Genomic DNA, 16,541 nt, shown 5'->3' with positions numbered 1-16,541 from the left:
CTTCGCGGATGAAGATTTTCAATCCAGCCCCAGCGATTTCAGCATGCGCACGTCGTCGGCCCAGCCGCCCTTGACCTTGACCCAGACCTCCAGATATACCTTGCTGTCGAACGCGCGCTCCATGTCGAGGCGTGCCTGGGTGGAAATAGTCTTGAGCTTTTCGCCACCCTTGCCGATGAGGATGGGCTTGTGGCTGTCGCGGTCGACCAGGATGGTGGCGAAGATGCGGCGCAGGTTGCCCTCTTCCTCGAACTTGTCGATGCTCACCGCAACCGCATAGGGGATTTCCTCGCCGCACAGACGGAAGACTTTTTCGCGAATGAGTTCAGCGGCCAGTTGGCGTTCGGTCTGGTCTGTGACGTCGTCCGCGTCAAACAGCGGCGCGTTTTCCGGCAGGTGGGTTTGCAGGGTTTTCAACAGTTCTTCGAGGTTGTTGCCCTGCTTGGCCGATACCGGGACGATCTCGGTAAACGCATGTGCAGCCGTGACTTCCTGCAGATACGCCATCAACTCTGCGCGATCCTTGACCTGGTCGATCTTGTTCACCACCAGGATCAGCGGGCGATCCTTGGGCAGCAACGCCATCACCTGGCGATCCTCGTTCTTCAGCCGCCCGGCTTCCACCAGCATCATCACCACATCGGTATCCGACAGCGTTTCGCGCACCCGCTTGTTCATCGCGCGGTTCATGGTGCCGGTGTAGCGCGTCTGGAAGCCGGGCGTATCGACGAACACGAACTGCGCCTCGTCGGTGGTGTGAATGCCCATCACCCGGTGACGCGTGGTCTGTGCCTTGCGCGAGGTGATGCTGACTTTCTGTCCGACGATGCGGTTGAGCAGCGTCGATTTGCCAACGTTGGGGCGCCCGACGATGGCGATGAGGCCGCACTTGAATTCACTCATTTTTGCAGTTCGCTCTTCTTTGCTGCCGGTTCATTTCGTAATGCGGCGCACGCCTGGCGCGCCGCCTCCTGTTCGGCGGCGCGGCGGCTTTTGCCGACGCCGCGCGTGCTGATTGCGGGCCTGGTCAACACGCAGTCGACGATGAAGCTCTGGTTGTGCGCCTCGCCCTCGGTGTCGACCAGCCGGTAATCCGGCAGCGGCAGCCGGCGTGACTGCAGCATTTCCTGCAACTCCGTCTTGGGATCCTTGCCCGAGTCCCTGGGGTCGATTTGCGCCACCAGCGGGGCGAACAGCCCGTGCACCACGCGCTGCGCCTCGTCAAACCCGGCCTCGAGGAAGATCGCGCCGAACAGCGACTCGAGCGCGTCGGCCAGAATCGAAGGGCGTCGAAAACCGCCGCTCTTGAGTTCGCCCTCGCCCAAGCGCAGGCTCTCGCCCAGCCGCAGGTTCGCCGCAACATCGGCGAGGGTTTCCTGCCGCACCAGATTGGCGCGCAGGCGCGAAAGACTGCCTTCGGGCAAATCGGGAAACGCATCGTAAAGCGCGCGGGCAATCGAGCAGTTCAGCACCGAGTCGCCGAGAAATTCGAGCCGCTCGTTGTTGACCGTGCCGTAGCTGCGGTGTGTCAGCGCCTGGATCAGAAGGTCGGCGCGGATAAAGGTATAACCCAGCGCCTGCTGCAGGCGCCGGTTCAGCAAGGCGTTATTCAATCCGGGCGGGCGCGGCGTTGGGGTTGGTGCTGGCGCTGAAGTCGACCACCAGGCTGGCATGGCCGACGAGCTTGGTGCGGAATTCGTAATCGGCGGACACGACCGGCACGCCACCGCGACGGTCGATCGTGAGATGTTCCGGCTTGACCGCCGTGACATAGCCGACGCCGGCACGCCTGGCGAAATCACTACGGATTTCGGCATTGCTTTTCGACCTGAAATCGGATTCCTGCCCCATCGTGGCGAGAATTTTCTTCACCGAGAAAAACTCGATGTAGGCCGGTACCAGCTTCATTGCCAGCATGGCCACAAAGACCAGCACGGCGGCGACGAACAGGAATCCGAGCATGCTCAGACCGCGTTGCCGGGATTGCAGAGGGTATGCGCGGGTCATGGTGTCTCCTTATTTAAGGGTAGTGCCGATGCGGCTAAAGTCGCCGAAATTCATCCAGATGAAAAAGGCCTTGCCGACGATGTTCCGGTCCGGAACGAAGCCCCAGTAACGGCTGTCGTTGCTGGCGTCGCGGTTGTCTCCCATCATGAAATACTGCCCCTCCGGGACCTTGCAGACGAAGCCTTCGCCCTCGGCATTGTAGGAGCAGTTTTCGCGATAGGGGAAGTCGACCACCTGCGACGGGTAGACCGTGGGCTTGCCCGGCTCGGTCATCATGGTGTGGCCAACGCCGTTGAGATGCTCCTGGTACACCATGGCGGTAATGTAGCTGAGGCCGTTGCCGACATAGCTGTAGGTACCGGTGTTGACCGCACTCGCCGGCTGGCCGTTGATGCTGAGCCGCTTGTCGCGGTATTCGACCACGTCGCCCGGCACGCCGATCACGCGCTTGATGTAATCGAGGCCGGGGTCGGCCGGATAACGGAACACCATGACGTCGCCGCGCTCGGGATTGTTGAGTTGCACCACTTTCTTGTTGAGCACCGGCAGGCGGATGCCGTAGGTGTATTTGTTGACCAGGATGAAGTCGCCGATCAGCAGCGTCGGCATCATCGAGCCGGACGGAATCTTGAACGGCTCGACCAGGAAGGAGCGCAGCGCGAACACCACCAGGATGACCGGGAAAAAGCTTTTGGCGTACTCGACCAACAGCGGTTCGCGGGCGCCCCGGTCGCGGCCACGCTTGAGCAGCAGCGCGTCGAGCAGCCAGATGCCGCCGGTGATGGCCAGCGCGATGAAAAGGATGAGCGCGAAATTCATATTTACTTGTCCGAGACCTGGAGGATCGCAAGAAAGGCTTCCTGCGGGATTTCGACGTTGCCGACCTGCTTCATGCGGCGTTTGCCGGCCTTCTGTTTTTCCAGCAGCTTCTTCTTGCGAGAGATGTCGCCACCGTAGCACTTGGCCAGCACGTTCTTGCGCAGCGCCTTGACATTCTCCCGCGCGACGATGTTGGCGCCGATCGCCGCCTGCACCGCGACGTCGAACATCTGGCGCGGAATCAGCTCGCGCATCTTGGAAGCGAGTTCGCGCCCGCGATACACGCTGGTGGCGCGATGCACGATCAGGGACAGCGCGTCGACCTTTTCGTTGTTGACCAGGATGTCGAGCTTGACCAGGTCGCCCGGCCGGTATTCCTTGAACTCGTAGTCGAGCGAGGCATAGCCACGGCTGGTCGACTTCAGCTTGTCGAAGAAATCCATCACCACTTCGTTCATCGGCAGGTCATAGCGCAGCATCACCTGCCGGCCGTGATACTGCATGTCGAGCTGCATGCCGCGTTTCTGGTTGCATAGGGTAATGACGCTGCCGACGAACTCTTCCGGCACGAAGATCGTCGCGGTGATGATGGGCTCGCGGATTTCCTCGATCTTCGACAGCTCGGGCAGCTTGGACGGATTCTCGACCTTGATCACGATGCCGTCTTTGAGCACCACTTCGTACACCACCGTCGGCGCGGTGGTGATGAGGTCCATGTTGTATTCGCGCTCAAGCCGCTCCTGCACGATGTCCATGTGCAACAGGCCGAGAAAACCGCAGCGGAAGCCGAAACCAAGCGCCTGCGAGACTTCGGGCTCGAACTGCAACGCCGCATCGTTGAGCTGCAACTTGGTCAACGCGTCGCGCAGCGCCTCGAAGTCGTGCGACTCGATCGGGTAGAGGCCGGCAAAGACCTGCGACTGTACCTTCTTGAAGCCGGGTAGCGCCTTGCTTGCAGGCCGGTCGAGCAGGGTGATGGTGTCGCCCACCTGGGCCGACTTGAGTTCCTTGATGCCGGCGATCACGAAGCCGACCTCGCCTGCCGACAGGCTGGGCCGGTTAACCGATTTCGGCGTGAATACACCAACGTGCTCGGTCAGGTGCTGCGCATCGGAGGCCATGAAGCGGATCTTGTCCTTGGGACGCAGCACGCCGTCGATCACCCGCACCAGCATCACCACGCCGACGTAGTTATCGAACCACGAGTCGATGATCAGCGCCTTCAGCGGCGCGCTCTCGTCCCCACGCGGCGGCGGCACCTGCTTCACCACCACTTCAAGAATCTCGGCAATGCCGATCCCGGTCTTGGCCGATGCACGCACCGCCTCGCTCGCGTCCAGCCCGACGATGTCCTCGATCTCTTCCGCCACCCGGTCCGGGTCGGCGGCAGGCAGGTCGATCTTGTTCAGCACCGGGATCACCTCGACGCCGAGGTCGATCGCGGTGTAGCAGTTAGCCACCGTCTGCGCTTCCACTCCCTGCGAGGCATCGACCACCAGCAGGGCGCCCTCGCACGCGGACAGGGAACGCGACACTTCATAGGAAAAGTCAACGTGGCCGGGGGTGTCGATCAGATTCAAGCGGTAGACCTTGCCGTCCTGCGCCTTGTAGCTGAGCGCGGCAGTCTGCGCCTTGATGGTGATGCCGCGTTCCTTTTCCAGGTCCATGGAATCGAGCACCTGCGCCCCCATTTCGCGGTCGGACAGGCCGCCGCAAAACTGGATGAGGCGGTCGGCCAGCGTGGACTTGCCGTGGTCGATGTGGGCGATGATGGAAAAATTGCGGATCAGACTCTGGGACACAGCAAAACGGGCACGTTTCCGTGCCCGGCTAGGGATGCGATAACACCCAGAATTTTAACGGATTTCAGGGCCGTCCGCGCAGCCATTCCCGAAGCGCATGCAGATTAAGCTCATGACGGCAAATCTCGGTGGCACCGTCGAACAGCAGCGGCACATCCCAACCGTAGCGCGTTTTGAGCAACGGATCGGCATCCACATCCACCGGTGTCAGACGGTGGCCGGTTCCCGCGATCAGCGCGCCGACTTCTGCCGCCATCTCCTCGCACAGCGGGCAGCCTGCCCGCGTGTAGAGCGTGAGTGTTGACGCTTTAGCGTCTTTAGAGCGAGGTTGTTGCCGATTCATCGGCTTTAGTGCGTGGTTGTTGCCGATTCATCGGCTTTACAACCACGGCCTCCTCCTTGCGGGGACAACCACGGCCTCCCCCATGCGGGGAAAACCTCGGCCTCCCCCATGCGGGGACAGTCACGGCCTGCCCCTTGCGGGTACAAAGTGGGTGTCTTACTCACCCGATATCTTCAGCGGAATGTAGAGCGAGCCTTCGCCACGCCGCACCAGGAGCGCCGCGCTCTTGCCCTTGGGAACGGCGGCGATCGCCTTGCGGAAGGCTTCGACCGTGGGCACTTTGCCGTTGTTCACCGCGAGGATCACGTCGCCGACGCGGATGCCCGCACGCACGGCGTCGCCTCTCACTTCTTCCACCAGCAGGCCGTGGTCGATCCCAAGCTCGCGCCGTTGGTCGGCCGTGAGTTCGGACAGGGCCAGGCCGCCACGCGAATAGGTCTTGCCGCTATTGCCGGCGGGCAGCTCCTCGCCCGGCAATTCGCCCAGCACCACCGCCAGCTTCTGCACCTTGCCGCGGCGCCACACCTGCAGCGGAATTTTCGTTCCCGGCTTGGTCATGCCGACCATGCGCGGCAGATCGCCAGAGTTCTCCACCGGCTTGCCGTCAAACATGAAGATTACATCGGCCGCCTGCAAGCCGGCCCTGGCCGCAGGGCTATCCGCCTGCACCTGTGCGATCAGCGCGCCGCGCGGGCGATCCATGCCGAAGGACTCGGCGAGATCGGCGGTCACTTCCTGCACCACCACCCCCAGCCAGCCACGCGAGACCTTGCCGCCGCTTTTCAGCTGCTCGGCAACCTCCATCGCCACATCGATCGGAATCGCGAACGATACCCCCTGGTATCCGCCGCTGCGGCTGTATATCTGCGAGTTGATGCCAATCACTTCGCCCTTCATGTTGAACAGCGGCCCGCCCGAATTGCCCGGATTGATCGGCACATCGGTCTGGATGTAGGGCACGTAACTTTCCGAGGGCAGCGAGCGCCCCTTGGCGGAGACGATGCCGGCGGTAACCGAATTCTCGAAGCCGAACGGCGAACCGATGGCCGCTACCGCCTCGCCCACCCGCAGCCTGGCGGGATCGCCCAGCTTGACCGCCGGCAGGTTGTTGGCGGTGATCTTGATGACCGCAACATCGGTGCGGCTGTCGGAGCCGACCACTCTTGCGCTGAATTTGCGCTTGTCGATGAGCTTGACCTCGACTTCGTCGGCGCCGCGCACTACATGGGCGTTGGTCAGGATGTAGCCGTCATTGCTGACGATGAAGCCGGAGCCGGTGCCGCGTGCGGGAATTTCCTGCTCCGGCCCGTGTCCGGGGACGCCAGGTGGAAAGAAGCGGCGGAAGAACTCCTGCATGGCTTCATCGTCGGGCACCGCGAAAGGGAAGCCCTCGGCGCCATGCTTCACCAGCCTGGTGGTGCTGATGTTGACCACTGCCGGGCCTTGTGTTTCGACCAGATCGGCCACGTCCATCGCTTCTTTTGCCAACGCCGGCGCAGACAAGGTAAACACCAGTGCTGTCGCGGTCAATGCCACTCCCATCCTCATCGCGGTTCTCCTTTCCTCATGTGAACAGCTTGATGTCTTCACGCCTGAGCACAACCGGACGCGCCGCGCGACCGCCACGCGCGGCCAGCCAGCCCGCTACGCCCCCGAGCAGCATGCCAACCACTGCGGGGCCATCGCCGGGCTGGACGGCCTGTGCCAGCAACGCGCCCGCCAGCATCAAACCCAACGGCAGTCCATAGGCGCGCAATGCGCTCCTGAGCACGCTACCGCGGGCGATGCCGACCACGATGCGGTCACCCGGCGCCAGCGACAGGTCGCAGTCGACCAGAAAATGCCGTGGTTTGCGCTGGAACATCTCGGCGATGCGGCGCGACGCACAGCCCTGCCCGCCGCACGTACCGCAGCCGGACGGCTCGACCGCCTGCACCCAGATGCCATCCGCTGCGGTTTTGACGACTTCGGCGGTTTGCTCCAGCATGGCGATACTTACTTCCGTTTGACCGAGTTGCCTGTTTCGATCAGTGCCATGTTCGGCACTTCGCCCAGGATGGTCACGGTGTGACCGTCGACCTCACGCGCATAGATGCCGATCACGCCCTCAGCCGACAGCCCGCGCAGGTTTGGCATCTGGGGATCGATGCGTTCCACGAACATCGACAGCACGGAGAGCCCGTCCGAAAACACCAGATGGGTGACCGGCGCCGGCTTGCCCGGCAATGCGCGCACTGCCTCCTGCACCCGCTCGAATCCCGGCGGCGGGGTTACGTCCCAAGCCACCTCGGCCGGTTTGTCGAGACTGGCTTGCTGGACGCGTTTGCCCGCCAGATCGTTGCGAAACGACCCGGCATCGGGCGCCTTGCCAATCTGGATTTCGGAGAACACGAACATCGACACCACGCCTCCGCTGTCGTTGACGACGCGCGACTTGAGCGGCAGTCCGGTTTGTTTATCCAGCCACAAATTGTAGCTGTAACGATAGCCGTCGTGCGGCTCCAGCATCACCACCTGGCAGGGCCGGCCCGCCACCCGCTCGACACCGCCGAGTTTCACCTCGTAATATTCGAGCAGGCCGGCCGGCTGGGCAGGCAGCAAGGCGGGGAAGAACCGGCGCAGGGCATTGCGCTCAAGCCGCACACTCTTACCGTCCGGCAAGTGGCAATAGACATCGTTGTTGATGCGCAGGAACTTGCGCGGCGTGCCGTCCAGCACCTCGACCTTTTCCAGTTCGCCGGTGGCATCGGTGCGATGCAGCACACGCAGCACTTCGACGTGTTCGCCGTGGTGATACACATAGATGCCGCTGTAGTTCTGCTGCTTGGCGGCGGCGGCAGCGCGGTTGAGCCAATCGAGCGCGGCGTCGGCGCGCGCCGTGCCGGACAACAGCATCAGTGCGGCAAACCCCACTGCCAGCCAGTCTTGCCGCCACACAACGCCCGCCGGCATCAACGCGGCTCCGCCGCAACCGCCACCACGCGCTGGTAGGGCGAAACCACCGCCATCGGGGCAAATTCCTGATGCGCCACCAGATAGGAAGCGAAGCGGTCGTCGTCACGCGGGCTCGAAGCCAGTCCGGCCTGCTGGAAGCCTGGCGCCACCGCCATCGGTGCAGTGGCAGGGGTATCCGACAGCAGCCCGATCAGCGCAATCACGCCCCATACCGCAACCGAAGCGAACGATGCCACTGCCAGCCGCTGCGGCCACACGCTACGGCGCGGCGCCAGCACGGTAGGTTCGGCTGCCAGTTGCACCGAAAAGCGTGCCATGAAATCGTCCTGCGTCGGCACCATGCCACGCATCAGGTCGCCGACCATGTGGTATTCGGACCACTTCTGCCGCAAGACCTCATCATGCTTCATCGCCGTGATGCAGGCCTCGGTTTCGGCGCGTGCCGTTTCACCGTCGAGCGCGGCGGACAGCATCGACAATCGGTCGTCGGCCGGTCCTGTCTGGGGAAAGGTATCGAGTTTGCGAAGTGCTGACATGGTTACCACCTTTTATCCTGACGGGTGCCCAGCATCGGGCGTATTTTTTCGGCAATCGCCTCACGCGCACGGAATATCCGCGAACGCACGGTGCCAATCGGGCATTCCATCATCTGCGCAATGTCCTCGTAGCTCATGCCTTCGATTTCACGCAGCGTGATGGCCGTCCGCAATTCCTCGGGCAACGCATCGACGGCCTCATTCACTGCTTGGGCGATCTGCTTGGTATGAAGTTCCGCTTCCGGCGTCGCGATGTCGCGCAACAGATCGCCTTCCTCATAATTCTCGGCATCTTCCGCCTGCACATCGCTCGATACCGGCTGGCGTTTGTGCGCCACCAGGTAATTCTTGGCGGTGTTGACGGCGATGCGGTACAGCCAGGTATAAAACGCACTTTCGCCGCGAAATCCCGGCAACGCGCGATAGGCCTTGATAAAAGCTTCCTGCGTAATATCTTCCACCTCCGCCGCGTCCCGCACCATGCGCGACAACAGCCGTCCGACCTTGCGGTGATACTTGATCACCAGCAGCTCGAATGCGCGCTTGTCGCCCTGTTGAGCACGTTCAACCAACACCTGATCCAGTTCGCGGTCTGACATATCTCCCTGCTGCTTTATGTTTATGCTGAAAGTATACGTGACCGCAGCTTCCGAAAGATGAGAGGATGCCCCGGCCAAAAAGTTCACCCGCCAATTTCGATGCAGCGGGGTGATTCCGGTCAGGCCCAAGCCTGCTATCATCGCCCGATTCATGCATAGACACGACGTCCTCATCCTCGGCAGCGGCCTCGCCGCGCTGACCACCGCGCTCAGGCTTGCCGACCAGCGCCGCGTCGCCATTGTCACCAAACGCCAGATGATCGACGGCGCCAGCGACTGGGCGCAAGGCGGGATTGCGGCGGCAGTCGACAACGGCGACTCGGTGGAGGCGCATGTACGCGACACCCTGATCGCCGGCGCCGGCCTGTGCGACGAAGCGGTCACCCGCATGGTGGCCAGCCAGGCGCGCTCGATGATCAGCTGGCTGACCGCCAACGGCGTCGCCTTCACGCCCGATCCGCAGGCGCCCGGCGGCCTGCATCTGGCGCGCGAGGGCGGCCATTCCAGGCGACGCGTGGTGCATGCGACCGACGCCACCGGCCACGCGGTGCAGACCAGCCTGCTCGACCGCGTGCGCGCCCATCCCAATATCGAGACCTTCGAGCAGCACGTCGCCATCGACCTCATCACCGGCAAGCGCGCCGGCGGCGAGGAGCGGCAGATCCACGGCGCCTATGCGCTGAACAAGGACAGCGGCGAAGTCGAGACCTTCGCCGCAGGCCACACCGTGCTGGCCACCGGCGGCGCCGGCAAGGTCTATCTCTATACGTCCAATCCCGACACGGCGACCGGCGACGGCATCGCCATGGCGTGGCGCGCCGGCTGCCGGGTGGCCAACCTGGAATTCGTGCAGTTCCACCCGACCTGCCTGTACCACCCGCACGCCAAGTCCTTCCTCATCAGCGAAGCGGTGCGCGGCGAGGGCGGATGGCTGCTGCTGCCCGACGGCAGCCGCTTCATGCAGTTTCACGACGAACGCGCCGAACTCGCCCCGCGCGACGTGGTGGCGCGTGCGATCGACTTCGAGATGAAAAAACGCGGCATCGACTGCGTCTACCTCGACATCAGCCACAAACCGGCCGATTTCGTGCGCGAGCATTTCCCGACAATCTACGGCCGCTGCCTGGAGCTCGGCATCGACATCACGCGCCAGCCGATCCCGGTGGTGCCGGCCGCGCACTATACCTGCGGCGGCGTGGTCACCGACATGGACGCGCGCACCGACCTGTGCAACCTGCATGCGGTCGGCGAAGTCACGTTCACCGGCCTGCATGGCGCCAACCGGCTGGCGTCGAACTCGCTGCTCGAATGCCTGGTGTTCGGCCATGCCGCCGCGCGCGACATTCTTGCCACCCCGCCCGCCCCGGCGCTCGGCCTGCCGCCGTGGGACGCCTCGCGCGTCACCGATCCCGACGAGGAAGTGGTGATCTCGCACAACTGGGACGAGCTGCGCCGCTTCATGTGGGACTACGTCGGCATCGTGCGTACCAACAAACGACTGACGCGCGCTTCGCACCGCATCCGCCTGCTGCGCGACGAAATCGACGAGTTCTACCGCAACTTCCGCGTCAGCAACGACCTGATCGAGCTGCGTAACCTGGTGCAAAGCGCCGACCTCATCATCCGCTCGGCCCAGTTGCGACAGGAAAGCCGCGGCCTGCACTACAGCCGCGACTACCCGGAGACGCTGCCGATCGCCGGCAACACGGTGCTCAACCCGTGTCCTGGGACGCTGTGTCCGAGCGTATGCGGCGTGTCCAGCGAAGCGACACCCTGAGGCGGCGCAGGTCGTCGGCAGCCGCGCTGTCGGGCAGCAGCGTCAGGATCCGCACCGGTTCGCCTGCCACCCGGTAGCGCAACACGATCAAGGCGGTCGAAACAAAACTGTCGCCTAATATTTCGGCTTCGCACCATTCAGCGGCATCATCCAGACATTGCAAGCGGCCGTCTGCCGCAATACGCAGGCTGGCCGGCGAGCGCGCCCGCTGCCAACCCCACACGCCCAGGCCCGTTACGATCATGCCCAGCAGCAGCTGCAAACTGCCCGGCAGCGCCGCGAGATAGAGGGCGGCCAGCGCCAGCAGCAGCATGCCCGCCAGCAACAGCCCCAGTCGGCGTGAGGGTTTGAGCTCAATCTCGCGCATCAGCGTGTACACTTTCGGCCTTCATTCCATTCCCCTTAGCTGGAACGCATCGTGATCGATTCCTGGAAAACCTTTCTGCAATCCCAAGGCGCAGCCATCGAAGCCGACAGCGTGCTGCATTATGGCGACCCTGCCGCCGAACGCGCGGCCGCCACGGACGGCACCATTGTGGCGGATCTGTCGCAACTCGGCGTCATCGCGCTACGCGGCGAGGACACCGCCGCTTTCCTGCAGGGCCAGGTCAGCAACGATGTGCGCGCGCTGCACGCCGACAGCGCGCAGTGGAGCGGCTACTGCAACCCCAAGGGGCGCCTGCTCGGCAATTTCCTGGCGTGGCGGCAGGACGAGGATTATTGCCTGCAGCTTTCGGGCGACATTCTTGCCGGCGTGCTGAAGCGCCTGTCCATGTTCATTCTGCGCGCCAAGGTGCAGACGCGCGATGCCAGCGACGAAAACGTGCGGCTGGTCGTCGCCGGCAGGCAGGCGCTGGCGGCGGTGACCGCCGCGATGGGTGCCGTGCCGGAAGCCGCGATGCACTCGGTCGCCAGCGAGGCCGGCCAGGTGATCCGCCTGGGCGACGACAAGTTCGTGCTGTCGATCGTGCCTGGGCGTGCCGCCGCCGTGTGGCAGGCGTTGCGCCAGTCGGCCACCCCGGTCGGGACGCCAGTATGGGACTGGCTGCGGCTCAACGCCGGCATTCCGATGATCGTCGCCGCCACCCAGGAGCTGTTCGTGCCGCAGATGGTCAACCTCGAAGTCATCGGCGGGGTCAGCTTCCAGAAGGGCTGCTACCCGGGCCAGGAAATCGTCGCGCGCAGCCAGTATCTGGGCAAGCTCAAGCGCCGCATGTTTTTGGCGCATGTGGACGCCGAAGCCGCGCCGGGCGACCCTTTATACAGTGCCGACATGGTCGGCCAGGCCACCGGAACCGTGGTCAACGCGGCGCCGGCGCCGGCCGGTGGCTTCGATGTGCTGGCCGTCGCCCAGGTCGAAAGCGCGAATACGCAGATCCTGCACCTGAAAGCCGCCGACGGCGCGGCCTTGACCCTGAAGCCCCTGCCCTATGCCCTGCCCGAGTAGGTGAAGAGCGCCTGCGCCCGGCGCCGGGCCGCCGGCGAACCGGCCGGCTGCTGGACGCATTAAAGCAGGTGGTTCGCGCGTTCAGGCGATCTCTTCCACCGGGACGCGCGCGGCCAGGGCGCACAGCAGTTCATAGCTGGCGGTGCCGGCCGCCGCGGCCACCGCATCCACCGGCAGACCCTCCCCCCACAGCACCACCGGAGTGCCGACGCCGGCACTGGCGCACTCGCTCAAGTCGACACACAGCATGTCCATCGACACCCGTCCCAGGGTGCGACTGGCGCGGCCGCCGACCAGCACCGGGGTGCCGGTCAGCGCATGGCGCGGATAGCCGTCCGCATAACCGCACGCCACCACCCCCACCCGCATCGCCCGTTCTGCGCGAAACAGCTGGCCGTAGCCCACCCCTTCGCCCGCTTGCAGGGTCTGCACGCTGATGATCTCCGACTGCAGGGTCATCGCCGGGCGCAGTCCCAGTTCGGCTGCAGACACGTCGGCAAACGGCGATGCGCCATACAGCATCAGGCCCGGTCGCACCCACGCGCCGAGGGTATCCGGGTAGCGCAACAGCGCTGCCGAATTGGCGCTGCTCCACGGCAGGCCATAGCCGGCGATCTCGCGCAGAAACGGCCGCAACTGCCAGTCCACGCCGGCGGCCTCGTCTGCCTGGGCGAAGTGGGTCATCAAGGTGATGCCGGCCACTCCGGGCAGGCTTTGCGCTCGCGCAACGATGGCGGCGTGGTCGGCGAGCGGAAGCCCCAGCCGGTGCATGCCGCTGTCGAACTTGAGGAAGACCTGAATGGGGCGTGCAGGCGGCCGCTGCTGCAGCCAGTCGAGATGCACGGGATGATGCAGCACCGGCCACAGATCCAGTTCGGCGCAGGTGGCGATCTCATCCGCGCCAAAGATCCCTTCCAGCAGCAGGATCGGCTTCTCGACGCCCATCAGGCGCAGGTTGGCGGCCTCTTCCAGCGTCAGCACGGCGAAGCCGTCCGCTGCCGCCAATGCGCGCAGCGCGCGTGACAGTCCATGACCATAGGCGTTGGCCTTGACCACCGCAAACACGCATGTCGTACCCGCGTGACGGCGCGCCACGCGCAGGTTGTGCGCTATTGCACCGATCGAAATCCGCGCCTTGATCGGACGCATGGACTCAGTAGGAACCCGGCTGTGCCAGCGTCTCGAAGCGCGTATATTCGCCGACAAAGGCCAACCGCACTGTGCCGATAGGGCCGTTACGCTGCTTGCTGATGATGATTTCGGCGGTGCCCTTGTCCTGGGTGTCGGGGTTGTAGACCTCGTCGCGGTAGATGAACAGAATGACGTCGGCATCCTGTTCGATGGCGCCCGATTCGCGCAGGTCGGACATCACCGGCCGCTTGTTGGGGCGCTGCTCGAGGCTGCGGTTCAGCTGCGACAGCGCGACCACCGGCACGTGCAGTTCTTTCGCCAGGCCCTTGAGGGCGCGCGAGATTTCCGAGATTTCGGTGGCGCGGTTTTCGCCCGAGCTGCTGGCGGACATCAGCTGGATGTAGTCGATGATGATCAGGCCCAGCTTGCCGCACTGGCGCTGCAGGCGCCGGGCGCGGGCGCGCAGTTCCAGCACATTGAGCCCCGGTGTTTCGTCGATGAAGACGGGGGCGTCGTTGAGCTTGCCGAGGGCGTAGGTGAGGCGCTGCCAGTCGTCCTCGCCCAGCTTGCCGGTACGCAGGCGATGCTGGTCGAGCTTGCCGACCGAGCCGATCATCCGCATTACCAGCTGCTGGCCGCCCATTTCCATGGAAAAGACCGCCACCGGCAAGCCGGTATCGAGCGCGACGTTCTCGCCGATGTTGATCGAGAATGCGGTCTTGCCCATCGAGGGGCGCCCGGCGACGATGATCAGGTCGCCCGGCTGGAAACCCGAGGTTTTCTGGTCGAGGTCGTGAAATCCGGTCGGCACGCCGGTGATGCCGGAATCGTTGTCGCGGTGATACAGCTCGTCGATGCGCTCAACCACTTCTTTCAAAAGCGGCTTGATTTCAGTGAAGCCCGCCTGGCCGCGGCTGCCCGACTCGGCAATCTCGAACACCTTGGCCTCGGCCTCGTCGAGCAGTTGCGAGGCGCTGCGCCCGGCCGGGGCATAAGCGGTGTCGGCAATCCCGGTCGCCACCTCGGCCAGACGGCGCATCACCGAACGCTCGCGCACGATTTCGGCATAGCGGCGGATGTTGGCGGCCGACGGCGTGTTGCTCGCCAGCGCGACGATGTAGGCAAGCCCGCCCACGCTCTCGAGCTGGCCCAGCGATTGCAGCGCCTCGGTCACCGTCACCGCGTCCGCCGGGCGGTTTTCGGCAATCTGCCGCACGATCGCGCGCAGGATCTGGCGATGATCCTGGCGGTAGAAATCGCTTTCCGACACCACATCGCCAATACGATCCCATGCGCCGTTGTCGAGCAGCAAGCCGCCCAACACTGCCTGCTCGGCTTCCAGGGAATGCGACGGCAGGCGCATTTGCGCCAGCTGGGGATCGGAATTCGGAGTAAACGAGTGGATAGCGGCCATGGCCGGATTCTAGTCTTCCGCCCCCCCCACACAAAGGGATAAGGCTGTGGATAAAGCAGGTACATCCGGGAATATCCTGAAGGCACACGAAAAAAAAGGGGGCCAAAGCCCCCCTTTTTTCGACCTGCCCGGCGGCGTTACTGCTGGCCGGTCACCACCACCGTGATGTTGGCGGTAATGTCGGCGTGCAGCGCCAGCACCACCGGGTATTCGCCGAGGGTCTTGAACGGACCTTCGGGCAAACGGATCTCCGACTTGGCCACTTCATGGCCTTGCGCTTTCAGCGCATCGGAAATATCGGCGTTGGTGATGGAACCGAACAGGCGGCCATCGACGCCGGCTTTCCGGCTGATGGTCACGCTCGTTCCTTCGAGCTTTTCGGCACGGCGCTGGGCATCGGCCAGTTTTTCGGCGGCAACGCGCTCCAATTCGGCCTTCTGCGCGGCGAATGCTTCCATATTGGCTTGCGTGGCGCGACGCGCGCGGCCGGTCGGAATCAGATAGTTGCGGGCGTAGCCGTCCTTTACTTTGACCACGTCACCCAGGTCGCCCAATTTGCCGACTTTGTCGATCAGAATCACTTGCATGGTCATCTCCTCAATGCAGGTCGGTGTAAGGCATCAGCGCCAGGAAGCGCGCACGCTTGATCGCGGTGCCCAGCTGACGCTGGTAGTGCGCCTTGGTGCCGGTGATGCGCGCCGGGATGATGCGGCCATTTTCGGCGATGAATTCCTTCAGCACGTCGATGTCCTTGTAATCGATCTCAACCACTTTTTCAGCGGTGAAGCGGCAGAACTTGCGACGCTTGAAGAGACCACGATTGCCGCTGTCGCGGCCGCCTTTTTTGGCGAACTTGCCGCCGGTTTTACCACCCATTGGACGTGCCATGATTCATTCCTTTTCGATTCGATTCAATATCAGGATCAGCTGACGGCTTTTCACGCTGCGCCGGTTCAACGCGCCTTCCAGTTTCACCTGCGTTCCAGCATTCAGCTGCGCCAACTGACCGGCAAGCGCTCCGCTCGCCTGTACCGTCAACTCGCATTCCACCTGCCGGACTTGCGTGGCCACTGTCTGACTGCTGCGGTGCAGAACCACCGCTTCGGCAATCGGCACACCCGCCGGACTGTAACGCAAAGGGTCGACCTGGATGAGCGCTCCGCTGATGACCAGCCTATTCACTCATTCAGACCACGCACTCAGGCAGCGGCTGGCTGTTCGGCTGCCACGTCTGGCTTGGCGGTTTCTGCCTTGGCGGTTTCTGCCTTGGCGCTGTCCAGGATGTCGCGCGACTTTTCTTCCTTCATCATCGGCGAAGCCGTGGTCACGGCTGCGGCGTGCTTGATGGTCAGATGGCGCAGCACGGCATCGTTGAATTTGAAGCCATGCTCGAGTTCGTCCAGCGTTTCCTGGTCGCACTCGATGTTCATCAGCACGTAGTGGGCCTTGTGGACTTTCTGGATCGGGTAGGCCATCTGGCGGCGGCCCCAGTCTTCCAGGCGGTGGACGCTGCCGCCGCGCGTGGTGATGTTGCTGCGATAGCGTTCGATCATGGCGGGCACCTGCTCGCTCTGATCGGGATGGACGATAAATACGATTTCGTAATGCCGCATCGAGTTTCCTTTCGGTTCAGCCCCCCGCCGCGGTGCGGTGGGGCAAGGTCAAACCCCGGCATAAACAGCCAGGGACAATAAACAATCCCCGGCAAACC

At 63.6% G+C, this 16,541-nt stretch carries 20 protein-coding genes; 2 read left to right on the top strand and 18 right to left on the bottom strand.

Annotated features, from left to right (window positions below; genetic code table 11):
• Positions 1 to 18: 18 nt before the first annotated feature.
• From era to rpoE, 11 genes are all read right to left on the bottom strand, one after another.
• On the bottom strand, positions 19 to 903 hold the full coding sequence (gene era / locus ACZ41T_RS12765) for a GTPase Era (protein WP_464921760.1): 885 nt from the start codon (positions 901 to 903) through the stop codon (positions 19 to 21).
• Entirely contained in the window at positions 900 to 1,613 is a 714-nt protein-coding gene (gene rnc / locus ACZ41T_RS12760) for a ribonuclease III (protein ID WP_464921759.1), read from the bottom strand. The genes era and rnc overlap by 4 nt, the downstream gene beginning before the upstream one ends.
• Positions 1,606 to 2,007: a DUF4845 domain-containing protein gene (locus ACZ41T_RS12755; RefSeq protein WP_464921758.1), complete on the bottom strand. Its 402-nt coding sequence runs from the start codon at positions 2,005 to 2,007 to the stop codon at positions 1,606 to 1,608. Before ACZ41T_RS12755 ends, rnc begins: the two co-directional genes overlap by 8 nt.
• A 9-nt stretch (positions 2,008 to 2,016) precedes the next feature.
• Positions 2,017 to 2,826 (bottom strand): signal peptidase I, encoded by an 810-nt coding sequence (gene lepB / locus ACZ41T_RS12750; protein ID WP_464921757.1) that lies wholly within the window; start codon positions 2,824 to 2,826, stop codon positions 2,017 to 2,019.
• A 2-nt stretch (positions 2,827 to 2,828) separates the two neighbouring features.
• The gene (gene lepA, locus ACZ41T_RS12745) at positions 2,829 to 4,628 is read right to left on the bottom strand and encodes a translation elongation factor 4 (protein WP_464921756.1); all 1,800 of its coding nucleotides are present in this window, start codon (positions 4,626 to 4,628) and stop codon (positions 2,829 to 2,831) included.
• Between the two features lie 64 nt (positions 4,629 to 4,692).
• Complete coding sequence (locus ACZ41T_RS12740; RefSeq protein WP_464921755.1) at positions 4,693 to 4,971, bottom strand: glutaredoxin family protein; 279 nt, start codon at positions 4,969 to 4,971, stop codon at positions 4,693 to 4,695.
• A 156-nt stretch (positions 4,972 to 5,127) separates the two neighbouring features.
• On the bottom strand, positions 5,128 to 6,513 hold the full coding sequence (locus tag ACZ41T_RS12735) for a DegQ family serine endoprotease (protein ID WP_464923972.1): 1,386 nt from the start codon (positions 6,511 to 6,513) through the stop codon (positions 5,128 to 5,130).
• 22 nt (positions 6,514 to 6,535) lie between these two features.
• Complete coding sequence (locus tag ACZ41T_RS12730) at positions 6,536 to 6,958, bottom strand: SoxR reducing system RseC family protein (protein ID WP_464921754.1); 423 nt, start codon at positions 6,956 to 6,958, stop codon at positions 6,536 to 6,538.
• Positions 6,959 to 6,966: 8 nt separating this feature from the next.
• Positions 6,967 to 7,923, bottom strand: coding sequence for a MucB/RseB C-terminal domain-containing protein (locus ACZ41T_RS12725; RefSeq protein ID WP_464921753.1), 957 nt, complete (start codon positions 7,921 to 7,923; stop codon positions 6,967 to 6,969).
• Positions 7,923 to 8,462 (bottom strand): sigma-E factor negative regulatory protein, encoded by a 540-nt coding sequence (locus ACZ41T_RS12720; RefSeq protein ID WP_464921752.1) that lies wholly within the window; start codon positions 8,460 to 8,462, stop codon positions 7,923 to 7,925. The genes ACZ41T_RS12725 and ACZ41T_RS12720 overlap by 1 nt, the downstream gene beginning before the upstream one ends.
• A gap of 2 nt (positions 8,463 to 8,464) precedes the next feature.
• Positions 8,465 to 9,061, bottom strand: coding sequence for an RNA polymerase sigma factor RpoE (gene rpoE / locus ACZ41T_RS12715; protein WP_464923971.1), 597 nt, complete (start codon positions 9,059 to 9,061; stop codon positions 8,465 to 8,467).
• A 151-nt stretch (positions 9,062 to 9,212) separates the two neighbouring features.
• On the opposite strand from rpoE, the gene nadB reads away from it, so the two are divergent.
• Positions 9,213 to 10,838: an L-aspartate oxidase gene (gene nadB, locus ACZ41T_RS12710; RefSeq protein ID WP_464921751.1), complete on the top strand. Its 1,626-nt coding sequence runs from the start codon at positions 9,213 to 9,215 to the stop codon at positions 10,836 to 10,838.
• Here the strand turns inward: nadB and ACZ41T_RS12705 are convergent.
• Positions 10,774 to 11,205: a protein YgfX gene (locus ACZ41T_RS12705; protein WP_464921750.1), complete on the bottom strand. Its 432-nt coding sequence runs from the start codon at positions 11,203 to 11,205 to the stop codon at positions 10,774 to 10,776. The genes nadB and ACZ41T_RS12705 overlap by 65 nt on opposite strands.
• Before the next feature lie 51 nt (positions 11,206 to 11,256).
• Here ACZ41T_RS12705 and ygfZ point away from each other — a divergent pair, with 51 nt between their 5' ends.
• Positions 11,257 to 12,285: a CAF17-like 4Fe-4S cluster assembly/insertion protein YgfZ gene (gene ygfZ / locus ACZ41T_RS12700; RefSeq protein ID WP_464921749.1), complete on the top strand. Its 1,029-nt coding sequence runs from the start codon at positions 11,257 to 11,259 to the stop codon at positions 12,283 to 12,285.
• A gap of 81 nt (positions 12,286 to 12,366) precedes the next feature.
• Here the strand turns inward: ygfZ and alr are convergent, their stop codons facing one another.
• From alr to rpsF, 6 genes are all read right to left on the bottom strand, one after another.
• Positions 12,367 to 13,434: an alanine racemase gene (gene alr, locus ACZ41T_RS12695; protein ID WP_464921748.1), complete on the bottom strand. Its 1,068-nt coding sequence runs from the start codon at positions 13,432 to 13,434 to the stop codon at positions 12,367 to 12,369.
• Positions 13,435 to 13,438: 4 nt separating this feature from the next.
• Positions 13,439 to 14,830 carry a replicative DNA helicase gene (dnaB, locus tag ACZ41T_RS12690; RefSeq protein ID WP_464921747.1) on the bottom strand — a complete coding sequence of 464 codons (1,392 nt, stop codon included), beginning with the start codon at positions 14,828 to 14,830 and terminating at the stop codon, positions 13,439 to 13,441.
• Between the two features lie 137 nt (positions 14,831 to 14,967).
• Positions 14,968 to 15,417 carry a 50S ribosomal protein L9 gene (gene rplI, locus ACZ41T_RS12685; RefSeq protein ID WP_464921746.1) on the bottom strand — a complete coding sequence of 150 codons (450 nt, stop codon included), beginning with the start codon at positions 15,415 to 15,417 and terminating at the stop codon, positions 14,968 to 14,970.
• Positions 15,418 to 15,427: 10 nt separating this feature from the next.
• Complete coding sequence (gene rpsR, locus ACZ41T_RS12680; protein ID WP_461590754.1) at positions 15,428 to 15,718, bottom strand: 30S ribosomal protein S18; 291 nt, start codon at positions 15,716 to 15,718, stop codon at positions 15,428 to 15,430.
• 3 nt (positions 15,719 to 15,721) lie between these two features.
• A complete protein-coding gene (priB, locus tag ACZ41T_RS12675) occupies positions 15,722 to 16,012 on the bottom strand; it encodes a primosomal replication protein N (RefSeq protein ID WP_464921745.1) in 291 nt (96 codons plus the stop codon).
• 17 nt (positions 16,013 to 16,029) lie between these two features.
• Complete coding sequence (gene rpsF / locus ACZ41T_RS12670) at positions 16,030 to 16,443, bottom strand: 30S ribosomal protein S6 (protein ID WP_464921744.1); 414 nt, start codon at positions 16,441 to 16,443, stop codon at positions 16,030 to 16,032.
• Between the last annotated feature and the right edge of the window lie 98 nt (positions 16,444 to 16,541).

This window comes from Thiobacillus thiophilus (assembly GCF_055378705.1).
The sequence above is the reverse complement of the archived record's forward strand: the minus strand, read 5'-3'. Positions and strand labels throughout refer to the sequence as shown.

What these genes read in the sequence shown, in the direction of transcription:
- era (WP_464921760.1), bottom strand. Translation starts at nt 903, where the DNA reads ATGAGTGAATTCAAGTGCGGCCTCATCGCCATCGTCGGGCGCCCCAAC.
- ACZ41T_RS12755 (WP_464921758.1), bottom strand. Translation starts at nt 2,007, where the DNA reads ATGACCCGCGCATACCCTCTGCAATCCCGGCAACGCGGTCTGAGCATG.
- lepB (WP_464921757.1), bottom strand. Translation starts at nt 2,826, where the DNA reads ATGAATTTCGCGCTCATCCTTTTCATCGCGCTGGCCATCACCGGCGGC.
- ACZ41T_RS12740 (WP_464921755.1), bottom strand. Translation starts at nt 4,971, where the DNA reads ATGAATCGGCAACAACCTCGCTCTAAAGACGCTAAAGCGTCAACACTC.
- ACZ41T_RS12735 (WP_464923972.1), bottom strand. Translation starts at nt 6,513, where the DNA reads ATGGGAGTGGCATTGACCGCGACAGCACTGGTGTTTACCTTGTCTGCG.
- ACZ41T_RS12730 (WP_464921754.1), bottom strand. Translation starts at nt 6,958, where the DNA reads ATGCTGGAGCAAACCGCCGAAGTCGTCAAAACCGCAGCGGATGGCATC.
- ACZ41T_RS12725 (WP_464921753.1), bottom strand. Translation starts at nt 7,923, where the DNA reads ATGCCGGCGGGCGTTGTGTGGCGGCAAGACTGGCTGGCAGTGGGGTTT.
- ACZ41T_RS12720 (WP_464921752.1), bottom strand. Translation starts at nt 8,462, where the DNA reads ATGTCAGCACTTCGCAAACTCGATACCTTTCCCCAGACAGGACCGGCC.
- rpoE (WP_464923971.1), bottom strand. Translation starts at nt 9,061, where the DNA reads ATGTCAGACCGCGAACTGGATCAGGTGTTGGTTGAACGTGCTCAACAG.
- nadB (WP_464921751.1), top strand. Translation starts at nt 9,213, where the DNA reads ATGCATAGACACGACGTCCTCATCCTCGGCAGCGGCCTCGCCGCGCTG.
- ACZ41T_RS12705 (WP_464921750.1), bottom strand. Translation starts at nt 11,205, where the DNA reads ATGCGCGAGATTGAGCTCAAACCCTCACGCCGACTGGGGCTGTTGCTG.
- alr (WP_464921748.1), bottom strand. Translation starts at nt 13,434, where the DNA reads ATGCGTCCGATCAAGGCGCGGATTTCGATCGGTGCAATAGCGCACAAC.
- dnaB (WP_464921747.1), bottom strand. Translation starts at nt 14,830, where the DNA reads ATGGCCGCTATCCACTCGTTTACTCCGAATTCCGATCCCCAGCTGGCG.
- rplI (WP_464921746.1), bottom strand. Translation starts at nt 15,417, where the DNA reads ATGCAAGTGATTCTGATCGACAAAGTCGGCAAATTGGGCGACCTGGGT.
- rpsR (WP_461590754.1), bottom strand. Translation starts at nt 15,718, where the DNA reads ATGGCACGTCCAATGGGTGGTAAAACCGGCGGCAAGTTCGCCAAAAAA.
- rpsF (WP_464921744.1), bottom strand. Translation starts at nt 16,443, where the DNA reads ATGCGGCATTACGAAATCGTATTTATCGTCCATCCCGATCAGAGCGAG.